The organism is Streptomyces sp. NPDC101166 (assembly GCF_044768125.1).
Lineage (GTDB): Bacteria > Actinomycetota > Actinomycetes > Streptomycetales > Streptomycetaceae > Streptomyces.
Map to the genome: position 1 here is coordinate 1 of NZ_JBIWPF010000037.1, position 20,146 is coordinate 20,146.

Sequence of the window (20,146 nt, forward strand, 5' to 3'; positions counted from 1 at the left end):
GGACGGAGGAACTCCCACTCCTCATCGGACAGTTCATGTCGACGTATCACCCAACCATGATCCACCACTCAAGATCAATTGAAGACACGACCTAGCGGTCACACAAGGAGCTCCATGGCCACCCTCACCCCGGCGGCGGCCGCCGAACGCACCGGCGTCTCCATCGACACGCTGCGCTACTACGAGCGTGAAGGTCTCATCGGCCCGATCCCGCGCTCGGTCGGCGGGCACCGGCAGTACAGCGATGACGACGTGTTCTGGATCGGCCTGGTCACGTGCCTGCGCGAGGCAGGCCTCGGCATCGCCGATCTCAGGGGGTTCGTCGCCGTCCTGCGCTCCGAGCACTCCCCGCAGGACCGGGTCGCCTTCCTCCGCGACCGTCATGCCGCCCTGGAGCAGCGGGCGTCGGCACTTCGCCGGGCGATGGAGGTCCTCGAAGAGAAGATCGACTACTACAGCTGACCGGTGGGGCTCCCCGGCGGGCGTCCCGGGTGGCGGGCGCCCTTCGGCCGGATCACAGGCGGCGACGAGCGGACCGGGCTCGACCGACGCCTTACAGGACGGCGCGCGCAGCGGTGGGGCCCGCGGTGTGCTGGGGTGCGCCCAGGTGGGATGCGGACGAATGGCGCATGACGTGGGCCAGGTCGCGGTGTATGCGTTCGGCTTCACCGCGCACCTCGGCGGGCACGTCGCCGCGCTCGGCGACCAGACGGCTGAAAATGGGGGTCTCCTGGTACAAGGCGCAATCTGCTCTCTGTCTGGGCGGCGGGCTGCCTAGTGGAGGGTACAGCCGCGGACGGAGGCCCCCTTCATCCGTCCCGTGGGTGAACAGTTCCTGCCCGCTCCCTTTACAAGACCCGTGTGAAGACGCGGCGAGCGGGGTAGTCGGTGGCACTGCCGTGGGCGGGTCATGCGGCGTACGCCGTGTGGCGGGACGCCGGGCGCGCGGCGGCCGATGACGGGTGAGCCATGAGCAGCGTTGAGGAAACGGTCGAGATCGCGGTCCCGGTGCGTACCGCGTACAACCAGTGGACGCAGTTCAGGAGCTTCCCCCGGTTCATGCGCAGCGTGAGGAAGGTCGAGCAGATCAAGCCGGCCCTGACGTCGTGGACGATCGCCGCCGGCCCCCTGCACGGCGTGTTCACGGCCGAGATCGTGGAGCAGGAGCCCGACTCCCACCTGATCTGGCGCAGTCTCGGCCGGCGCCCCGTCCACCGGGGCGAGGTGTGGTTCCGGCCCACGGCGCGAGGCGGGACGAGGGTCACCGTGCGGATGGACGTCGCGGCGCGCGGCGCGGCCGGTGTGCTCGCCGTCGTTCCGGGGCTCGCCGGCCGGGTCGTGCGCGCGGAGCTGCGGCGTTTCAAGGAGTACATCGAGGGGCTGGGACAGGAGAGCGGGGCTTGGCGGGGAGCCGTCCGGGACGGCCGTCCGCGGCGCGCGAAGCAGGACCGGAAGGTGAGCGGAGTGCCCTGCTGGCCCGTCGGCTGATCCCCTCCCCCGCCCCGGGGCAGCGTGAACGAGAGGTGGTCTCATGAAGAAGAGGCCCGACGAGGAGCCGGACGAGGCGCTGAAGGTGACCGAGCCGAAGGCCTGGGCCGCGGGCGTGCCCGCGGTGGCGCACGCGCTGGAGTACTCCCTGCAGCAGACGTCGGCGCGGCGCGCGGGAGAGACGCTGCTGGCCATGAACCAGGTGGACGGCATCGACTGCCCCGGCTGCGCCTGGGCTGATCCCGCCCCCGGCCGCCGGCACCGCAACGAGTACTGCGAGAACGGCGCCAAGCACATCAACGACGAGGCGACGACGCGGCGCGTCACCGCCGACTTCTTCCGCGAGCACCCGGTCTCCGAACTGGCCGGGCGGTCCGACGCCTGGCTGAACCAGCAGGGCCGGCTGACCGAGCCGATGGTCAAGCGGCCCGGCTCGGACTTCTACGAGCCGATCAGCTGGCACGACGCCTTCGGGTTGATGGCCGAGGAGCTGACCGCGCTCGGCTCCCCCGACGAGGCCGTGTTCTACACCTCGGGCCGGGCCGGCAACGAGGCCGCGTTCACGCTCCAGTTGTTCGCCCGCGCGCTGGGCACCAACAACCTGCCGGACTGCAGCAACATGTGCCACGAGTCCAGCGGCTACGCCCTGCACGAGACGCTGGGCACCGGCAAGGGGACGGTCAGCCTCCATGACCTGCACCACGCCGACCTGATCTTCCTGGTGGGGCAGAACCCCGGGTCCAACCATCCCCGGCAGTTGTCGGCGCTGGAGCAGGCCAAGCGGAACGGCGCGCGCGTCATCGCCGTCAATCCGCTGCCGGAGGCCGGGCTGCTGCGGTTCAGGAACCCGCAGACGCCCCGCGGGGTGATCGGGCCCGGCGTGCAGATCGCCGACCGGTTCCTGCACATCCGCAGCGGTGGTGACCTGGCCCTGTTCCAGGGCGTCAACCGGCTGCTGCTGGAGGCGGAGGACGCCCGGCCGGGTGAGGTCCTGGACCGTGACTTCATCCGCACCGACACCGCCGGCTTCGAGGAGTTCGCCGCGCACGTCCGCGGGGTCGACTGGGGCGACATCCTCGCCTCGACCGGGCTGACCCGCGAGGAGATCGAGCAGACCCGTGACGAGGTGCTGCGCAGCGAACGCGTCGTCGTGTGCTGGGCCATGGGGATCACCCAGCACAAGCACGCCGTGGCCACCGTCCGGGAGATCGTCAACTTCCTGCTGCTGCGCGGTAACGTCGGCAGGGCCGGCGCCGGCGCCTGTCCGGTGCGCGGGCACAGCAATGTGCAGGGCGACCGCACGATGGGCATCTGGGAGCGGATGCCGGAGTCGTTCCTCGACGCGCTGCGACGGGAGTTCGGCTTCGATCCTCCGCGCGCTCACGGACTGGACTCGGTGAACGCGATCAAGGCGATGCGCGAGGGCCGCGTCAGGTTCTTCCTCGGGCTGGCCGGCAATTTCGTCCGCGCCGCCCCGGACAGCGCGGTCACCGAGCAGGCGGTGCGCAGGTGCCGGCTGACCGCCCACATCTCCACCAAGCTCAACCGGTCCCACACGGTGTGCGGCGAGAGCGCGCTCATCCTGCCCACGCTGGGCCGCACCGAGCGGGATGTGCAGGCGAGCGGGGAGCAGTTCGTGACCGTGGAGAACTCGATGAGCGAGGTGCACACCTCCCGCGGGCGGCTGCGTCCGGCCTCCCCCCTTCTGCTCAGCGAGGTCGCGATCCTCAGCCGGCTGGCCCGCCGCACCCTCGGCAGCGGGTCCGGCATCCCCTGGGAGGAGTTCGAGGCCGACTACGGCGCGATCCGCGACCGCATCGCGCGCATCGTCCCGGGGCTGCACGACTACAACCGGCGGGTGACCCGTCCCGGTGGCATCCAGCTGACCAACCCGGTGAACGAGGGCGTGTACTCCAACGCCGCCGGGCGGGCGCTGTTCACCCGCAACGTCTGCGAGGTGCTGCGAGTGCCCGAGGGGCATCTGCTGCTGCAGACCCTGCGCTCCCACGACCAGTGGAACACCGTCCCCTACACGTCGGAGGACCGCTACCGGGGTATCAGCGGAAGCCGCCGGGTGGTGCTCGTCCACCCCGACGACGTGGCCGGGCTCGGCCTGGTCGCAGGGCAGAACGTCGACCTGGTCGGCGTCTGGACCGACGCGGTGGAGCGCCGGGCCGAGGATTTCCGGGTGGTCCCGTACCCGACGGCTCGTGGCTGCGCCGCCGCGTACTACCCGGAGACCAATGTGCTGGCGCCCCTGGAGAGCGTGGCGGAGAAGAGCAACCAGCCGACGTACAAGGCGATCGTGGTCCGTCTGGAGCCCCGGGCGTCCCGGCCGGACGGCTCCCGGGGCTGACCGGCGGTGGGCCCCGGGCGGGGGCGGGCTTCGGGCGCGCCGGCCCGCCCGAGCCTATGATGTGAAATCAACTAGGCTGCCGAGGGGTGGAGTTGGCGCACGAGCGGCGTTCCTCGCCCTCCTCGGCGGCCTCGTCGGCGAGGGTCGCACCGACTGCGGCAGCCGACGCCGTCGCCGCTTCCACAGAAGGTCGTCACTTGATCAAGCTCGCCGCCGTCACTCCCCCGCTCCTCGCGGGCGCCACCCTCGCCTCCGCCGCCAGTCTCGCGCAGTCGGTGTACTGGGAGGCCGTGGACCAGCTCTGGTACGTGTGCCAGCCCGACGGCACGCCGGGGGACCTGGACCGTGTCACCGTCTCGCGGCTCACCGCCGACGGAACCCTGCTGGACAAGATGTCCGTCAGCCGGGCCGGGCACGGGGCGAACCTGGGCGTCGAACGCGATGCCGCCGGAATCCGCCTGTGGACCGACGCCGTGCCCAGCGGGGGGTGGGCCACTGCCGTCGCCCGCATCCCGTACGTGCCGAACGGGACCGCCGACGCGTCCGACCCGTCCGTGGTGCGCACCCCGCGCACGGGCGTGTACCGGGTGTCGGCGACGATCGACCCGACCCGGCGGCAGCTGATCTACCGCTGGCAGTCGAACAACGTCGCCTCCCCGCAGGCGACCGGCGGCATCGACCGCTACGATCTGGCCGCCGCCGCTGCCGGGACGTTCACTCCGCTGCAGAAGCTGTCCTACGGCGCGTCGGGCAAGACGCTCCAGGGGTACACGAGTCTGGGCGACCACGTGTACCACCTGTACGGCGATCAGGCCCAGGACAACGTGACCGTGACGTGCACGGACTGGGCCTCGGGGACGGTGCTCCAGTCGCAGCACGTCACCGCCTTCCCCGGTCTGCCCTTCCGGGAGCCCGAGGGCATGTGCGTCTTCGGCAACAGTCCCGGCGACCCGGCCGCGACCGTGGCCTTCGGCATAGGGGCGCGGACCGACGCCGGGGTGCGCAACCTCAACCTCGCGCGCTTCCCGCACCCGGGCACCGCCCCTTGGGTGCCGATCCCCTACAACACCGCGCTGTACAAGCCGAACAGCGACAGCTACGCCCCCCAGTACCGGCTCGCCGGCGACCAGGTCTTCGTGCACTTCTCGCTGTCCAAGGTGGACGGCACGGCCTGGGCGCAGGGTGAGACGCTCTTCCAGTTGCCGCTGCGGGCCCGGCCCGACCGGACGCAGCGGCTGCTCGGCGTGGTGAGCGGGTCGGCCGTGGCGGGCGACACGATGACGGTGCGGCTGGAGGTCGCGCCCGACGGCAAGGTGAGCGTGTGGGACGAGCGCAGCCTCATCGGGTGGATCGGCGGGGACGTCAGCCTGTGGGTGTGCTGACCGGGGCCGTCAGGAGGCGGTCGAGCCGCTCGGCCGCCGTCCGCCGCGCCTCCTCGTCGGCGTGGCCGGGCTCGCTCAGCGCCGACGTCCTGGGGAGGAAAAGGCGTCGGGGCGTGCGGTCCAGCACGGCACGCGTCCTCCGGGACCAGCGGACGTCGCCGGCGCCGCCGGGAAGGACGACGGCCGGGTACCCGGCGGGGTCGACGCGCCCTTCGCGCAGGTCCCCCTCGGTGGCGTACGTGACGTCGTAACCCGCCTCCTCCAGCCACCTCGACGCGCTCGTGTCCGTGCCGAAGTCCTCGGGCAGGCCGAGCCCGGCGTACGGGCCGTGGGCCGCGTTCAGTGGCACGACCAGCAGGACGTCGGACGGGCGGGCGGGTTCCCGCACGACGAAGGGGGCGTAGGCGCGGTGGCCTTCGGCGGTGGTGAGGGCGGCGAGGAAGACGCCGGACACCCAGGCGCCGGGGACCGTCGCCCTCCAGGGCCGGTCGACGGGCACGTCGACGGCGGTGAGGAGGTGGCGGGCGCGCACGCCGCCGTAGTGGCCGAGTCGGTAGATCTCCACCGTGCACGCGCGGGCCGTGCGGGAGGCCAGGCGCAGGCCCAGGGTCTCGCCGGGGGCGACGGAGGCCGTCGTCGCGTGCCCCTGGATCTCGGGGCGTCTCGGGTCGACTCCGCAGGTCTCACCGTGGCCGGGGGTCCAGGCGTGGGAGCCGGGGGCCCGGTTCTCCCGCACCACGGGGTTGTCGCCGGTGCGTGGGGCGGCAGGCGGACGGGCCTGCGTGGCGGCCGCCGCCGAGCGGCTTCCGCCGACGGCGACGGCTCCCGCTCCGGCGGCGCTCAGCACCGTACGACGGGACAGCTCCCGCATGGGTCGACCTCCGGGCCCGATTGTCATGGAGCGATCATCGTACGGCGGCCCGGGGCGCCGTTCCGCCTTCGCACCGCCGCGCGCCCCTTTTCGTGATGGTGCATCAAGTCGCTTTTCACGCAGGGACGTTGCCTGAGCAGGGCGGTTGGCCGTGAACGCGGCCGTGTGGTGTCATCGTCGCCTTGTCGTTCTCGGACACATATACGAAGGAGTGGGCGATGGGACTTCGCAGCAGGGTCACCGCGGCACTGGGTGGAGCACTTCTCATGGCGGCGGGCACGGTCGTGCTGGCGCCGCCGGCCTCCGCCGAGGAGACGTGCCCCTACCCGTACGTGTGCTTCTACCAGAGGGACCCCGCCGACTTCCCCGGCGCCACCATCAGCGGCCGCTTCCGGGAGGTCACGAGCGGCTGGCAGTGGCTGACCGGGTCCAGAGGGAGCGACTTCGTCCGCAACACGCGCCGGGACGACGTGGTCTACCTGCACATGACCGACGGCAAGGTGTACTGCGTGGAGAACGGCGGCCACAAGTCCTTCATCAACGACGAGCCGCAGCGCCTCGTGGACGGCGTTCGCATCTCGTCGAACAAGGACTGCTGACGGGCCTCGCTCCCTGAGCTCGCTCGCCACCGGCGGCCCGCCGTCGCTTCCGCGACCGGACCCGGGTGAGGGCCGGTCAACGAACGGACGGCGCATTACGTCGTCCCGGTGGTTTCGGGCGAGGAGCGCCGACCGGACTGCGGGACGGCGCCGATGCTTTCCCGGGGGTGGTCGAGCGGCCGCCGGGGAAGGCGGGAACGGGCATGGCCGACAGCAGGATCCTGGTCGCGGTACCGGAGCATCCGCGCGCCGAGGGCGCCGTGGCCGACCAGCTGCGGAAGATCCGCGACGCCGTGGAGGCGGGCGGATTCGAGGTCCGCTGGGCGGTCACCGCGCGGGACGCGGAGGCCGTGCTGCGCACCGAGGCGGGGCTCGCCGCGGCGGTCGTCGCCTGGGATCTGCCGGGCGACGACGGGACACCGGGCGGGGCCGCCGTGCTGCGCGGCATCGGGCGGCGGTTCCGGGATCTCCCGGTCTTCCTCGTCCTGGCCGACGACGGCGTACGCGACCTGCCCCTGTGGGTGTCCGAGACGGTCGTCGGATACGTGTGGCCGCTGGAGGACACGCCCGGGTTCATCGCGGGTCGTGTCACCAGTGCGGCGCGGGCCTACCGGGAGGACGTGCTGCCCCCGTTCTTCCGGGCGTTGCGACGGTTCGACGACGCTCACGAGTACTCGTGGCACACTCCCGCCCACTCGGGCGGCGTGGCCTTCCTCAAGTCCCCCGCCGGGCGGGCCTTCCACGACTACTTCGGCGAGCGGCTGCTGCGCAGCGACCTCTCCATCTCGGTGGAGGAGCTGGGCTCGTTGTTCGAGCACACCGGGCCGATCGGCGAGGCCGAACGCAACGCGGCCCGGGTCTTCGGCTCGGACCTCACCTACTTCGTGCTGCACGGCGACTCCACCTGCAACCGCGTGGTCGGTCACTTCAGCGTCACCCGCGACGAACTGGCGCTCGTGGACCGCAACTGCCACAAGTCCGTGCTGCACGGGCTGGTCGTCTCCGGCGCCCGGCCCGTCTATCTGGTGCCCACGCGCAACGGGTACGGCCTGGCCGGTCCGCTGCCCCCGGCCGAGCTGGCGGCGCAGACGATCGCGGACCGGATCGCCGCCCACCCGCTGGCCGAGGGCGCGGTGTCACCGCGGCCCCAGTACGCGGTGTTCACCAACTCCACGTACGACGGCCTCAGTTACGACGCCGTACCGGCCGCCCGGGCGCTCGCGGCGAGTGCGCCCCGAGTGCACTTCGACGAGGCGTGGTTCGCCTACGCTCGCTTCCACCCGCTGTACGCGGGCAGATACGCGATGGCGGTGGACGCGGACTCCCTTCCGGGCGCCGAACGGCCGACGGTGTTCGCGACCCAGTCGACGCACAAGCTGCTGGCCGCGCTGTCGCAGTCCGCGATGGTGCACGTGCGGCCGGCGCCCCGGGCGCCGGTGGAGCACGACCGCTTCAACGAGGCGCTGATGATGCACGGCACCACGTCGCCCCTGTACCCGATGATCGCCTCACTGGACGTGGCCACCGCGATGATGGACGGCCCGCAGGGCGAGTGGCTGCTCGACGAGGCGGTGACGGAGGCCGTCCGCTTCCGTCAGGAGATGGTCCGCCTGCGAAGGCGGGTGGAGAGCGCCGGGGACCGTCCGCCCTGGTTCTTCGGCGTCTGGCAGCCGGACACCGTCACCGATCCGGCCACCGGCGAGCGCCTGCCCTTCGACCTGGCCCCTCCACGGCTCCTGCGGTCCACGCAGTCCTGCTGGCTCCTCGAACCTGGCGCCGCCTGGCACGGCTTCCCCGGGCTGAGCGAGGGCCACTGCATGCTGGACCCGATCAAGGTCACCCTGACCTGTCCCGGGGTCACGGCCACCGGCGAGACGGCCGAGGAGGGCATCCCGGCCCGCGTCCTTTCGGCCTACCTGGCCACGCGGAACATCGTCGTCGAGAAGACCGACAGCTACACGGTCCTGGTCCTGTTCTCCATGGGCATCACGAAGGGCAAGTGGGGCACGCTCCTGGACGCGTTGATGGACTTCAAGACCCTCTACGACACCGACGCCCCGCTGAGCCGCGTTCTGCCCGCGGCCGTCGCCGCGCACCCTCGCCGCTACTCGGGCTTCACCCTGCGCGCGCTGTGCCGCCAGATGCACGACCAGCTGCGCTCGGCCCGACTCGTCGAGTTGCTGGACGAGGCCTTCCAGCAGCTGCCGGAGCCGGTGTTCCCCCCGCAGCACTGCTACGAGCGGCTGGTGCGCGGCGGCACGGAACGAATCCCGATCGCCGACGCGGCGAACCGGGTCGCCGCGGCGATGGTCACGGTGACCCCGCCCGGCATCCCGGTGCTGATGCCCGGGGAATCCACCGGCGCCGCCGAGGGCCCCCTCCTGCGCTACCTCACGGCGCTGGAGACCTTCGACCGTCGCTTCCCCGGCTTCCGCAGCGAGACCCACGGCGTCACGATCGACGAGGAGAGCGGCGACTACCGGATCGAATGCCTGCGCGGCAGCTGACCCGACAGCGCCGATGGCTCAGATGGCTCAGATGGTCGTACGCATTACCTCGGGAGTAATGGATCAAGCTGTGGGCGCCGACCAGAATGGCGATGTCGCCGCGTCGAGCGGACCTGACGTCGGATCGGAGTGACGAGTCGTGTCCACAGCCACATCCGCAGCCACCCGTGCCGCGGTCGGAGAACTGCTGCGCCGGATCGGCGAGGGGGACCCCGCGAGCATCGCGGCCATGTACGCCGAGAAGGTCGACTGGAAGCTGGACTGGCCGGAGGCCGAACACGGCCGGGCCGCCACGCCGTGGATCCGCCACCGGTCCACCCGTGCGGATGCGGCCGCCCACTTCCGCGAGCTCGCGGAGCACCACCTGCCCGGGCAGGCCGCCACCGAGATCGAGCGCGTTCTCGTCGACGGCGACGACGCGGTCGTGTTCGGCGAGATCCGGCAGACGGCCCGATCCACCGGGCACGCCTATCGCGCCCGGTTCGCTCTGCACCTGACGTTCCGAGACGGCCTGGTGACCCGGCACCACGTCTACGAAGACAGTCTCGCCGTCGCCCGGGCGTTCGACTCGAGCGAGGGCAGCGGGGGCCGCTCAGGACACGGCGGCGTCGCCGACCGTGCCCCGGACCTCGAGGATGGCGTCGACTCCGGTGACCTCCAACAGCCGCTGAAGCTGTCGTGACGGCGCCACCACGCGCAGGGGGCCCGCCTGGTGGGCCCGGATCAGCATGTTGAGGAAGGTCGAGTCCGCGAAGGTGACGCCGGAGGCGTCCAGGACCACCTTCGGATGCTTCCCGGCCGCGGTTTCCAGCGCGTCCGCCAGCGGCGCGATCGAGTCCATGTCGTAGGCGCCGTGCGCGGCGACGACCCAGGCACCGCTTCTTTCGTGCTGCACCACCGAAGCGGGCCGCGGGGCGTGCTCGGTGTCCTGTTCGGGCGACGGCTTTCCGCCGGTGCGGCTCACGAGCGTCGGCGTGACTGCGTCGTCACAGGGCACGTTCGAGCTCCTTCTGTGGCTCTCCCTCGCGGGATCATGTCGTCTGTTGCATGAAAAGTATGTCATGTATCGAAGTTCCGCAACGGTGCCCCCTAAAATGCCGGGCATGGTTGCCGTGCCCGAATCCCATGCCGGATGGACGTTCATCACCAGCCACGCGCGCGTACTGGCGGTCATCGCCGACAACCCGAACGTCCGCATCCGCGACATCGCCGCGCGCTGCCGGCTCACGGAGCGCGCCGTCGCGCGGATCATCTCCGACCTCGAACAGGGCGGTTACCTCTCCCGTACCCGGGACGGGCGCACGAACAGCTACCGCATAGAGCCGGACAAGGTGCTGCGCCACCCTGCCGAGGCCGGACTGTCGGTGGCTTCCCTGCTCTCCGTGCTCGCACGGGCCGAGACCGAGCGCATCGGGACACCCGTCGCCCCGTAGCGGCGCCCGAGCCGAGCCCGGTTTCCCCGGTGGGCAGGGCCCGCGACGTTGCGGGTTCCGGCGGCCCAGCCGACGGGCAGCAGCGCGCCCAGGGCGACGGTGCCGAAGAGGACGGCTGTGCCCATGGCCGGTGCGCGGGCGGGCCGCGTGGAGGGCCGGGTCAGCTCCGGGGCGGCAGGCTGCGGCAACGGCAGCCGTCCGCCAGGGGTACCCGCCAGGCGTCCGCCCCCGCGACCGACACCGGGCGGCCCCGGTCACAGCCAGCCGTTGCGGCGGAAGGCGCGGTAGAGCAGTCCCGCGCCGAGGGCCATCACGGCCAGCGCGCACGGATAGCCGTAGCGCCAGTCCAGTTCGGGCATGTGGGCGAAGTTCATGCCGTAGACGCCGGCGACAAGGGTGGGGACGGCCAGGATCGCCGCCCAGGCGCTGATGCGGCGCATGTCGTCGTTCTGCCAGGTGCCCACCTTCGCCAGGTGGGCGTCGAGGACGGAGCCCAGCAGGTCGTCCAGGGCACGGACCTCGGTGTCGGTGCGGGTGAGGTGGTCGAAGACGTCGCGGAAGTACGGCGCCATCTGCTGCGGCCAGTCGTCGTGGGGCGCGGTGAGGTGCTGGACGACGGGCACCAGGGGCTGAACGGCGTCGCGGAACTCCACCACCTCCCGCTTGAGCGAGTAGATCTGCTCCGTGAGGTCGTCGCGGGCGGGTGAGAACACACACCGCTCCAGCTCGGTGAGATCCGTGCGGACCTGCGACGCGGCCTGCGCGTAGGCGTCGACGATCACGTCGGTGACCGCGTGCAGGACGCTCACCGGTCCGAGCCGTGCCATCTGCGGGGCTTCTTCCAGCCGACGTGCCGCCTCCGCCGTCGGGTCGAGTGCGCCGTGCCGCACGGTCAGCGCGAAGGACCGGCCGAGGAAGATCATCACCTCGCCGGTCTCCACCTCGGCGGTCCGCTCGACGAACCACAGCGTCTTCACCGCGACGGCCAGGACGTCGCCGTAGCGTTCCTGCTTCGGTCGCTGGTGCGCCTGGACGGCGTCCTCGATCGCCAGAGGATGCAGCTTCAGGTGCTCCCCCAGCCGCTGCAACTCGTCCTCGCGGGGGTCGTCCAGCCTGATCCAGGCGAACTCGTCAGGCTTCAGCACCGCCAAGCGGTCCAGGACGCCTTCGCATCCCCCGTCCTCCTGCCGGGCGTCGACGTTCTCGCGCTCGCCCGTCTGCTCTCGATAAATCGCACACTCCATACCTTGTCGGATGCTTCCGTCGGCGCGATCCATGCGTGATGCCCGGACGGGACCCGGCGGTCACCGGATCTTCACAACGGTCCTGATGTGATCGCCGCGGTGACGGCTATGAGCGGGGGAGCAGGTCGACCACGCCGCACCGCGCACATCGGAGCGGCACGGTCGAGAAACGGGAAGGCCGATGCGGCCGAGATCGAGGAGAGCGCACAACGATGACCCAGCCGCCCCATGACGAGCCCACCGCCGCCGGCCCCGAGGAGCTGCGCGAGCAGGTCGAGCACACCCGCGAGGAGCTCGGCCGGACGGTCGAGGCCCTCGCGGCCGAGACCGACGTGAAGGCCCGCGCGAAGCAGAGCGCGGCCGAGAAGAAGGACGAAGTCGCCGTCAGGGCGGGCGTTCTGATGGAGGAGACCGCGGCCAAGGCCGAGGAACTCAAGGAACAGACCGTGCTCAAGGCCGGGGAGCTGAAGGAACAGACCGCGGCGAAGGCAGGGGAGCTGAAGGAGCAAACCGTGCTCAAGGCAGGGGAGTTGAAGGTCAAGGCGGCTCAGGCCGCCGGTCGGATCGAGGGGAAGCTGCCCGATCCGGTGCGGGACAAGGCCGCCGGGGCGGCCGGGCAGGCTCGGGTCGCGGCCGCCCGGGCCGGTCGGCTGTGGGAGGACAAGGCGCCCGAGCCTTTGCGGGACCGGACGGCTCAGGGGGCGCGAGTGGCCCGCGACAAGCGCGGCCTGCTGCTGACCGCCGCCGGGGTCGCCGTCGTGGCGTGGATCGTCCGGCGCCGTCGCCAGGGGTGAGCCGACGCAGGTCGCGAAGACCCCGGCCCGGGTCGGCCGACACGACGACGGAGGGGTGCCGGTACGTGGATACCGGCACCCCTCCCGTCCTTTCCCCGTACGACGCCGCGCGGTGTTTCGGCCGGTCACGGAAGTGCACTCGCAGGGCGCGAGAGGAACCTGTCCGACCGGAGAAGGGATGAAGGAGTGCGACGTCAGCTGACGTGGATGCTGGCCCTGCGAGGGGCGGCGGCCGTGTCGTTCGCGGTGGTGGCGCTGGTGTGGCCGGGGGTGACGGCCCTCGCGCTGGCCCTGCTGTTCGGCGCCTACGCGCTTGTCGACGGCGTGACATGGCTGGCCAGCGCCTTCCGCAGGGACGGCGACAGGAGGCACCGCCTGGTACACGCCGTCGGAGGCGTGCTGGGCGTCACGGCCGGTCTGATCACCCTTGCCTGGCCGGGGGTGACCGCACTCGCACTGGCCGGCCTGGTCGGCGCCTGGGCCGTCGTCACCGGCGTCGCGGAGATCTGGGCGGCGGTGCGCTTCCGCCGTGAACTGCACCATGAAGGCGTCCTGTTCCTGGCCGGCGCCGCTTCGGTGGTCGCCGGGCTCCTGGTCTGGGCCCGACCCGACGCGGGAGCCATCGCCATCGCGCAGGTCACCGGCGTCTGCGCGCTGATCTCGGGCGCGCTGGTGCTGGCCGCGGCCTGGCGGCTGCACAACGACGCCGGCACAGGTTCCCCGGCCCGCCACGCCAGGCACGCCCGGCACGCCTGAGGCCTGCGGCTCACCGCGGTGGGGCCTCGGGAGCCGTCATCCGCGAAAATCGCCTCGCGCTCCGGCCGCGACTGTCCGAGACTCGCCTCATGGATGACATGGGGGCGTTCCGGGACGCGGTCACGGCATGGGCGGCGGGTGGCCCCGGCGGCCCCGCGAAAGAACTGGCCGCTCGCTTGCCCGTCCGGACGGTCGTGCTGCTCGAGGGGCTCAGTGATGTCGCCGCGGTCGACGCGCTGGCGGAGACACGCGGCCGGAACCTGGCGGCAGAGGGGATCTGCGTCCTGTCGATCGGCGGTGCGATGAGCGTGGGACGCTACGCCCGGCTGCTGGGCGCTCCCGGCCTGGGGCTCCGTCTCACCGGATTGTGCGACGAGGCGGAACGCCCCTACTACGCCCGGGGTTTCGAGAAGGCAGGCGCGCCGCAGGAGGGCTTCTTCGTCTGTGCGGCGGACCTGGAGGACGAGCTCATCCGCGCGCTGGGCGTGGAACGGGTCGCCGAACTCGTCGAGCGGGAAGGGGACATGCGCCCGCTACGGACCTTCCTGCGCCAGCCCGCTCAGCAAGGCCGCTCCCCGCAGCGGCAGTTCAGGCGTTTCTTCGGCACGAAGAAGGGACGCAAGATCCACTACGGCCGTGTCCTCGTCGAGGCGCTCGAACCCGACCGCGTTCCGGTCCCGCTCGACGGCTTGCTCTCCGGCCTGTGACACGCAGGCGCGTCAGCTCAGGAAGTCCGTCAGCAGGTCGTTCAGCCGTTGCGGCTCGGTGAGCGGCAGGGAGTGGTGGGTCGCTCCCGGAAGCAGTGCCACCTCACCCCGCGGGAGGGTCCGCCGGGCCCTGTCGGCGACCTTCGCGACGTCGTGGGCGCGGCTGCGCTCCCCGAGCAGGACCAGCACCGGCATGCGCAGGCCTGCGGCCCTGGGGCGGCCGCCGGTGACGAACGTGCGGTCGGGGACGGTGACGGCCAGCGCGTAGAGACGCTGCCATGTCCGGTCGGGGCGGGTGCCGGCCGTCTCCCAGGCCAGGAAGGCGCGGGCGCGTGCCTCGGTCGGCCGCAGCAGGGTGGGCAGCGCGCGAAGCAGGTAGCCGAGGCGGAATCCGGCGAAGACCTGGGTGGGGTCGAGGAGGGCGAGGCGGTCGACGCGCTGCGGTGCGTGCAGCGCGTACCTGACGGCCAGCCAGGCGCCGTACGAGTGGCCGCACAGGTGGGTGCGGGCGAGCTGAAGCCCGTCGAGCAGCGCGTCCAGCCAGGCCGTCAGGTCGTCGGCGTTCTTCAGCGGCGCGCCCTGACGTTCGGTGCGGCCCGCGTCGCCCACCAGATCGACCGCGTACACCCGGTGCCGCTCCCCCAGGGCCGGCGCGTTGGCGAACCAGGCGAGGCCGGTCGCGGAACCGCCGGGCAGCAGCACCAGGGGGCTACCGTCCGGCGGGCCGTACACATGGACCCGGGTACGCCCGTACGGCGTGGCGACGTCGCGCTCCTCGGTGAACTCGGGCCAGCGGGCGAGCAGTTCGTCGTAGGCGCGGTCGAAGGCGGACAGGGACACGGGCGTTCCTCTCGCTCAGCGATAATCTCGTTCAGCGAGATGATATGCAAGAGAGCCGACAGGGAGTACGCATGGACGAGCAGAGCCCGGCGATGGGGCTGATCCACCTACTGCGCGCGATCACCGTGGAGTTCGACCTCCTCGGCGCGGAGTTCGCCGCGCGGCACGGCCTGCATCCCACCGATGTGCGGGCGCTGATCCATCTCCTGGACGCCGCACGGGACGGCACTCGGGCCACGCCCGGGTGGCTGGGTGAGCAACTGCGCCTGAACTCGGCTGGGACGACCGCTCTGGTGGACCGGCTGGAGCGGCTCGGCCTGATCCGCCGCAGCAGGGACACCGTCGACCGGCGACGTGTGCTGCTGGAGGTGGAGGACAGGGCCGAGGAACTCGGTTGGGCCTTCTTCGGTCCGGTGATCGGCGGGGTGGTGGAGGTCGCGGATGGGTTCGACGCCGGCGAGTTGGAGACGGTTCGCCGTTTCCTGGCCGCGGCGCTGGAGTCGGCCGGGCGGGCGCGCTCCGCGTGACAGGGGTTCGGGGCGGGCGCGCTCACGCGCACTCAAGTGAGCGGTCGCGCCGTCGGCCCGGCCGCTGTTTGACATGGAGTGCACTCCAATCCCTAGCGTCTTGGGCAGACCGTTTCCCCCCCACGCACCACAGGAGACAGCGACATGACCGCACTTCCCCTCCGGCGCCTCGGCGAACTGACCGTCTCCGCCCAGGGCCTGGGCTGCATGGGCATGAGCCACGGCTACGGCGACGCGGACGAGACCGAGTCGATCGCGACGCTGCACCACGCCCTCGACCTGGGAGTCAGCCTCCTGGACACTTCCGACTTCTACGGCCATGGCCACAACGAGGAGTTGATCGGGCGGGCCGTCGCCGGCCGCCGGGACGAAGTGGTGCTGGCCACGAAGTTCGGCTTCGCCAACCGGCTGGGCGAGCCCACCGAGATCCGTGGGGACGCCGCGTACGTGCGGCAGGCGTGCGAGGCGTCGCTGCGCCGTCTCGGCGTCGACCACATCGACCTTTACTACCAGCACCGGGTCGACCCGCAGGTGCCGATCGAGGAAACCGTCGGCGCCATGGCCGAGTTGGTGCAGGCGGGCAAGGTCCGCCATCTGGGTCTGTCCGAGGCCGGCGCGGGGACGATCCGGCGGGCGCACGCCGTGCATCCGATCGCCGCGCTGCAGAGCGAGTGGTCGCTGTGGACGCGCGATCTGGAGGCGGAAGTCGTCCCCGTCTGCCGCGAACTCGGCATCGGAGTCGTGCCGTTCTCCCCGCTCGGGCGCGGCTTCCTCACCGGACGCTACCGCTCGGTCGAGGGCATGGCCGAGAGCGACGTGCGGCGAAGCCAGCCGCGCTTCGCCGACGGCAACCTTGAGCGCAACCTGGCGATCGTGGCCCGGCTGACCGAGCTGGCCGAGGCCAAGGGCGTGTCCGCCGGCCAACTGGCGTTGGCCTGGGTGCAGCACCAGGGCGACGACGTGGTGCCGATCCCCGGCACCCGGCGGCAGCGGTACCTGGAGGAGAACCTCGCCGCGCTGACGGTCGAGCTGTCCGCCGAGGACATCGCCGCCGTCGAGGCCGCCGCCCCGAACGACCAGATCGCGGGCACCCGTTACGACGCGACGAACCTCACCTTCGTCGGCCGCTGAACCGACGGCGAGTCGGCCCTGAGGTCGGTTGCGTTACGCTGCCGCCGGTCGGGATCACACCGCGGGGGGGGTGCATGACGGATCAGGGCGAGGCGATCCTGGCTCGGCTCGACTCACTCCCGCCTGATGTGCGGGCCGACGTGATCCGCCTCCTCGAGACGGCCGTGCGGGGCGCTCCCAAGGGGTGGACCCGTCGCAGAGGCGTCCGGGTGCGGTGGCTCACGCTCCGCGACGGCGACGACGACGTTCTGGTGCGGGCGGATGCCGGCGAGCTGAGTCAGCATGTCGACTGGGACGGTCCGCGGTCCATGCGTTCCTTCGGCGGCGCCCTGCACGCGCAGCTGGGAACGAACCGGTGCGCCGCCCTCGTCTATGGGGACGCGATCGACTCCCGCTCATGGGGATGGGTGCTTCCGCTCCTGCTCGGGCATCCGCCCAGGCTGGACACGGCGGTCAGGGTCGATGTCGAACACCGTACGGGGTCCCGTTCCACGTTCACCTTCGACATCCGTTACCGGCGCATACTCGTGCGACGGCTGCGGTTCGAGGACGACGTGCACGGGACCCTGCGGCGGGCCAGGAGCGTGTGACGGGGGGCGTCACCGGTATCCGGTCGCGTCCGCCGGCTTGCCGGCGTCGGTGACCTCGACCAGGTAACGCCAGCAGTCCGGGCGTGAGCCGTCGAGGTCCGTGAAGCCGTACTCGCGGGCGAGTTGTCCGCTGTCGAGGGAACGGCCGTTCCAGCGGGCGACCTCGGCGTCGCCGGCGAGTGCCGCGACCGCGCGTCCGACGTACGCCGGGCTCTCCGAGACGCAGAAGTGCGGCACCGTCGTCAGCGCGTCGCGCCAGTTGTCCTCGGCGACGCCGAACGCCTCGAGCATCATCTCCGAGCGCAGCCAGCCCGGGGTGAGCGCCACCGCCGTCCCGCCGTGCGGCTCGACCTCGTGCGCGAGCACGAACGCCATGCGCAGCACGGAGTTCTTGACCAGGTCGTAGAAGTAGGAGTTGCGGTAGTTCGCCGCGTTGTAGGCGGCCGTGCCGTCGGTCATCTCGACCACGAGGCCGCCCGGCCGCCGTACCAGCAGCGGCAGCAGGAAATGGCTGTTGATCGCGTGGGTCTCCACGCCCAGCCGGAGCAGCCGCAGCCCGTCGTCGAGGTCGTGCTCCCACACCGGTTTGTCGAACGCGAACAGCCGCTCGCCGCCCCAGACGTTGTTGACCAGCACGTCGAGCCGTCCCTGTTCGGCATCGACGCGCTCGGCCAGCGCGCGGACCTGCTCGGGCACCAGGTGGTCGGTCGGCACCGCGATGCCGGTACCGCCCGCGGCGGTGACGAGTTCGGCGGCCTCCTCGATCGTCTCGGGGCGGTCGTACTCCGACCGGTGCTCCGCAGTGGTGCGCCCGGTGACGTACACCGTCGCCCCCGCCGCCCCGAGCTGCACGGCGATCCCCCGCCCGGCGCCCCGGGTGGCCCCGGCGACCAGGGCGATCTTCCCGCGGAGGTCGGGGGTGGTCGATGTGTCCGTCACCGGTTCCATCAAGAAAGTCCTCTTCTGCTCGCGATCCGGTCCCCGTACGCCGTCGGCGCCGACCGGTACCACCATGCTCGCCTCGATGCAGGACAGCGGCTGTCCTACTTCTCGCGGCTCAACGGTTCGCGACCACGTCCACGGTGATCTCCAGGTAGCGCCCCGTCATCCCCTTCGCCTTGGTGACACCGAAGGCGTACCTGTCTGTCCGGGCGGCGCCTCGGGCGGTGATCCGCCCGTTCTCGCAGACGACGGAGCCGATCGTGACGACGACCGGCTGTGTCGTGCCGCAGGCGGTCACCTCTCCCTGCAGGCGGGCGTTCCGGCCGGCCCCCTCCACGCACCGGCTCCGGAAGGTGATCTCGGGATGTCGTGCCACGTCCAGGTAGTCGGCCGACCTGACGTGATCGTCGCGCTGCCGGTTGCCCGACGCGAAGCTGTCCGCCTCGATCGTGACTTCCACCGAGGACTCCTCCGGCGACTCGCCGACGCTGATCCGGCCGTGGCTGACGGCGAACGTCCCTTGGACCGGGAGCAGCCCGAACATGGCCCGCGTGCCGAAGCGGACCGTCGAGGCAACCGGGTCGATCTCGTACACGCCTGCTGTCGGTAAGGACCGCTCGGCGTTGCCTGCTGTCGTCATGCGTGTCATCTCCGGGGGGGTGGCGGATTCCGGTGGCACCGTCAGCCTCTCGCACACCGCCCTGGGGCACCAGCGGGGGCCGGTTGACCCTCGACCTTGTGCAGGGCTCACAGTGCCGGTGTGGAGAACGACATGCGCAGCATCGGTGAGATGGCCCGTGACAGTGGTCTGGGGGTGAGCGCTCTGCGGTTCTACGACCGGTCCGGGGTGCTGGTGCCGGCCTGGGTGGATCCGGTGAGCGCCTATCGCTGGTACGCACCGGGGCAGCTCGACGAGGCACGGCTGCTGGCCCGCCTGCGCCGGGCCGGGATGCCGTTGCCGGACATCCGGCTGGTGCTGGCCAGTTGGTCCGGCGCGGACGCCGATCTGGTCCGGGAGCTCCTCAAGGCGCATCTGCGCCGCCTCGAACAGGGGTTGTCCGACGCCCGCGGCGAGTTCTCCGCGCTCCGAGCACTACTCGATCACCGGGAGAATGCGATGACTTCGCTCCGTACCGCCGCCGTCAGCCTGTCCGCCGCCGCGTCCGAGCTGGCGGCCGCGCTGGACACGGTCCGTTTCGCGGCGAGCACCGACCCCGAGCTGCCGATGCTCGGCGGGGTCCTGTTCGACGTCGAGAGCAAGAGCCTCCACGTCGTGGCCACCGACCGGTACCGGATGGCTGTCGCGCGGGCCGGTGTCTCCGGGCACCAGGGGGGCCGGGTGCAGGTCATCGTGCCCAGCCCGCTCGCCGACGCGATGCGGGCGCTGCTGGACGGCGAGGGGCCCGTGCGGCTGTCCGCCGACGACGGCCGCGTGACCCTGGAGGCCGGGGACAGGCAGGCGTCCGGCCAGTGGCTCGACCATGACTTCCCCGACTACCGTCGTCTCCTCCCCCAGGCGGGCGGGCGTCGGGCCGTCGTCGAGGTCGCGGCCTTCCGCGAGGCCCTGGAGAACGGCCCCGTCCGCACGGGAGAGGCCGGCGCGCCCGAGCTCAGCGTGCTCAAGGTGGAGGGCGACGGCACGGTGACCCTCTGCGCCGACGGTGACGAAGACCCGGACCGCGTCGCCGTCAACCGCCGGTATCTGCTGGACGCCCTGGCCGCAGGGGCCCGGGACCGACTGGTTCTGGAGCTCGGCGCCCCCACCGCGCCGATCGCGCTCCGCCGGCCCGACGACGAGGACGCCTTCTCGATCCTCATGCCGGTCCGTCTGGAGGACTGACGGCCCTTTCAGCGTGTTGCGGGCCGCCCCCTTCGCCCACCGCCGGTCAGATGCAGGCGTCCGGGGCGGTCGCACCAGCGGGACGTCCTGCGCGGTGAAGGTGGAGGAGAGCGAGTCCGCCTCGTCGTAGCGACCCAGG

General features: G+C 71.7%; 21 protein-coding genes and 1 pseudogene. 15 read left to right on the forward strand and 7 right to left on the reverse strand.

Features of this window, described 5'->3' with window-relative positions:
* The first annotated feature begins 114 nt into the window (after positions 1 to 114).
* Positions 115 to 462, forward strand: coding sequence for a MerR family transcriptional regulator (locus tag ACIRS4_RS35160; protein WP_404203825.1), 348 nt, complete (start codon positions 115 to 117; stop codon positions 460 to 462).
* Between the two features lie 91 nt (positions 463 to 553).
* Here ACIRS4_RS35160 and ACIRS4_RS35165 read toward each other — a convergent pair whose 3' ends face one another.
* Positions 554 to 739 (reverse strand): hypothetical protein, encoded by a 186-nt coding sequence (locus tag ACIRS4_RS35165; RefSeq protein WP_404203827.1) that lies wholly within the window; start codon positions 737 to 739, stop codon positions 554 to 556.
* A gap of 230 nt (positions 740 to 969) precedes the next feature.
* On the opposite strand from ACIRS4_RS35165, the gene ACIRS4_RS35170 reads away from it, so the two are divergent.
* The 3 genes from ACIRS4_RS35170 (at position 970) to ACIRS4_RS35180 (ending at position 5,226) form a co-directional block, all read left to right on the forward strand.
* The gene (locus ACIRS4_RS35170) at positions 970 to 1,488 is read left to right on the forward strand and encodes an SRPBCC family protein (protein WP_404203829.1); all 519 of its coding nucleotides are present in this window, start codon (positions 970 to 972) and stop codon (positions 1,486 to 1,488) included.
* Positions 1,489 to 1,531: 43 nt separating this feature from the next.
* Entirely contained in the window at positions 1,532 to 3,844 is a 2,313-nt protein-coding gene (locus ACIRS4_RS35175) for an FdhF/YdeP family oxidoreductase (RefSeq protein WP_404203831.1), read from the forward strand.
* Between the two features lie 197 nt (positions 3,845 to 4,041).
* Entirely contained in the window at positions 4,042 to 5,226 is a 1,185-nt protein-coding gene (locus ACIRS4_RS35180) for a hypothetical protein (protein ID WP_404203833.1), read from the forward strand.
* Here the strand turns inward: ACIRS4_RS35180 and ACIRS4_RS35185 are convergent.
* Positions 5,207 to 6,097, reverse strand: a complete 891-nt coding sequence (locus ACIRS4_RS35185) for a N,N-dimethylformamidase beta subunit family domain-containing protein (protein WP_404203835.1) — start codon at positions 6,095 to 6,097, stop codon at positions 5,207 to 5,209. The genes ACIRS4_RS35180 and ACIRS4_RS35185 overlap by 20 nt on opposite strands.
* 218 nt (positions 6,098 to 6,315) lie before the next feature.
* On the opposite strand from ACIRS4_RS35185, the gene ACIRS4_RS35190 reads away from it, so the two are divergent.
* From ACIRS4_RS35190 to ACIRS4_RS35200, 3 genes and pseudogenes are all read left to right on the forward strand, one after another.
* Positions 6,316 to 6,696: a hypothetical protein gene (locus ACIRS4_RS35190; protein ID WP_404203837.1), complete on the forward strand. Its 381-nt coding sequence runs from the start codon at positions 6,316 to 6,318 to the stop codon at positions 6,694 to 6,696.
* 203 nt (positions 6,697 to 6,899) lie between these two features.
* Positions 6,900 to 9,203 carry an Orn/Lys/Arg decarboxylase N-terminal domain-containing protein gene (locus ACIRS4_RS35195; protein WP_404203839.1) on the forward strand — a complete coding sequence of 768 codons (2,304 nt, stop codon included), beginning with the start codon at positions 6,900 to 6,902 and terminating at the stop codon, positions 9,201 to 9,203.
* A gap of 139 nt (positions 9,204 to 9,342) precedes the next feature.
* Positions 9,343 to 9,774 (forward strand): annotated as a pseudogene (locus tag ACIRS4_RS35200) (nuclear transport factor 2 family protein); the annotation flags it as partial.
* 21 nt (positions 9,775 to 9,795) lie between these two features.
* Here the strand turns inward: ACIRS4_RS35200 and ACIRS4_RS35205 are convergent.
* Positions 9,796 to 10,200 carry an STAS domain-containing protein gene (locus tag ACIRS4_RS35205; protein WP_404203841.1) on the reverse strand — a complete coding sequence of 135 codons (405 nt, stop codon included), beginning with the start codon at positions 10,198 to 10,200 and terminating at the stop codon, positions 9,796 to 9,798.
* A 106-nt stretch (positions 10,201 to 10,306) separates the two neighbouring features.
* Here ACIRS4_RS35205 and ACIRS4_RS35210 point away from each other — a divergent pair, with 106 nt between their 5' ends.
* Positions 10,307 to 10,636, forward strand: coding sequence for a helix-turn-helix transcriptional regulator (locus ACIRS4_RS35210; RefSeq protein ID WP_404203843.1), 330 nt, complete (start codon positions 10,307 to 10,309; stop codon positions 10,634 to 10,636).
* Positions 10,637 to 10,890: 254 nt separating this feature from the next.
* Here the strand turns inward: ACIRS4_RS35210 and ACIRS4_RS35215 are convergent, their stop codons facing one another.
* Positions 10,891 to 11,880, reverse strand: a complete 990-nt coding sequence (locus tag ACIRS4_RS35215) for a magnesium and cobalt transport protein CorA (protein WP_404203845.1) — start codon at positions 11,878 to 11,880, stop codon at positions 10,891 to 10,893.
* A 212-nt stretch (positions 11,881 to 12,092) separates the two neighbouring features.
* On the opposite strand from ACIRS4_RS35215, the gene ACIRS4_RS35220 reads away from it, so the two are divergent.
* From ACIRS4_RS35220 to ACIRS4_RS35230, 3 genes are all read left to right on the forward strand, one after another.
* Positions 12,093 to 12,674 carry a DUF3618 domain-containing protein gene (locus ACIRS4_RS35220; protein ID WP_404203847.1) on the forward strand — a complete coding sequence of 194 codons (582 nt, stop codon included), beginning with the start codon at positions 12,093 to 12,095 and terminating at the stop codon, positions 12,672 to 12,674.
* Between the two features lie 186 nt (positions 12,675 to 12,860).
* Positions 12,861 to 13,430: an HdeD family acid-resistance protein gene (locus ACIRS4_RS35225; RefSeq protein WP_404203849.1), complete on the forward strand. Its 570-nt coding sequence runs from the start codon at positions 12,861 to 12,863 to the stop codon at positions 13,428 to 13,430.
* 89 nt (positions 13,431 to 13,519) lie between these two features.
* The gene (locus ACIRS4_RS35230) at positions 13,520 to 14,137 is read left to right on the forward strand and encodes a TOPRIM nucleotidyl transferase/hydrolase domain-containing protein (protein WP_404203851.1); all 618 of its coding nucleotides are present in this window, start codon (positions 13,520 to 13,522) and stop codon (positions 14,135 to 14,137) included.
* Between the two features lie 12 nt (positions 14,138 to 14,149).
* On the opposite strand, the gene ACIRS4_RS35235 is transcribed toward ACIRS4_RS35230, so the two are convergent.
* Positions 14,150 to 14,977, reverse strand: coding sequence for an alpha/beta fold hydrolase (locus tag ACIRS4_RS35235; protein ID WP_404203853.1), 828 nt, complete (start codon positions 14,975 to 14,977; stop codon positions 14,150 to 14,152).
* A 71-nt stretch (positions 14,978 to 15,048) separates the two neighbouring features.
* Between ACIRS4_RS35235 and ACIRS4_RS35240 the strand changes: the two genes are divergently transcribed.
* The 3 genes from ACIRS4_RS35240 to ACIRS4_RS35250 all read left to right on the forward strand — a co-directional run bounded on the left by ACIRS4_RS35240 (position 15,049) and on the right by ACIRS4_RS35250 (position 17,225).
* Complete coding sequence (locus tag ACIRS4_RS35240) at positions 15,049 to 15,504, forward strand: MarR family winged helix-turn-helix transcriptional regulator (RefSeq protein WP_404203855.1); 456 nt, start codon at positions 15,049 to 15,051, stop codon at positions 15,502 to 15,504.
* Between the two features lie 144 nt (positions 15,505 to 15,648).
* Entirely contained in the window at positions 15,649 to 16,635 is a 987-nt protein-coding gene (locus tag ACIRS4_RS35245; protein WP_404203857.1) for an aldo/keto reductase, read from the forward strand.
* Between the two features lie 74 nt (positions 16,636 to 16,709).
* A complete protein-coding gene (locus ACIRS4_RS35250) occupies positions 16,710 to 17,225 on the forward strand; it encodes a hypothetical protein (RefSeq protein ID WP_404203859.1) in 516 nt (171 codons plus the stop codon).
* 9 nt (positions 17,226 to 17,234) lie between these two features.
* Here the strand turns inward: ACIRS4_RS35250 and ACIRS4_RS35255 are convergent, their stop codons facing one another.
* Positions 17,235 to 18,173, reverse strand: coding sequence for an SDR family oxidoreductase (locus tag ACIRS4_RS35255; protein ID WP_404203861.1), 939 nt, complete (start codon positions 18,171 to 18,173; stop codon positions 17,235 to 17,237).
* A 109-nt stretch (positions 18,174 to 18,282) separates the two neighbouring features.
* Positions 18,283 to 18,807, reverse strand: a complete 525-nt coding sequence (locus ACIRS4_RS35260) for a YceI family protein (protein WP_404203863.1) — start codon at positions 18,805 to 18,807, stop codon at positions 18,283 to 18,285.
* A gap of 132 nt (positions 18,808 to 18,939) precedes the next feature.
* Between ACIRS4_RS35260 and ACIRS4_RS35265 the strand changes: the two genes are divergently transcribed.
* The gene (locus ACIRS4_RS35265) at positions 18,940 to 20,007 is read left to right on the forward strand and encodes a MerR family transcriptional regulator (RefSeq protein WP_404203865.1); all 1,068 of its coding nucleotides are present in this window, start codon (positions 18,940 to 18,942) and stop codon (positions 20,005 to 20,007) included.
* The last annotated feature ends 139 nt before the right edge of the window (positions 20,008 to 20,146 follow it).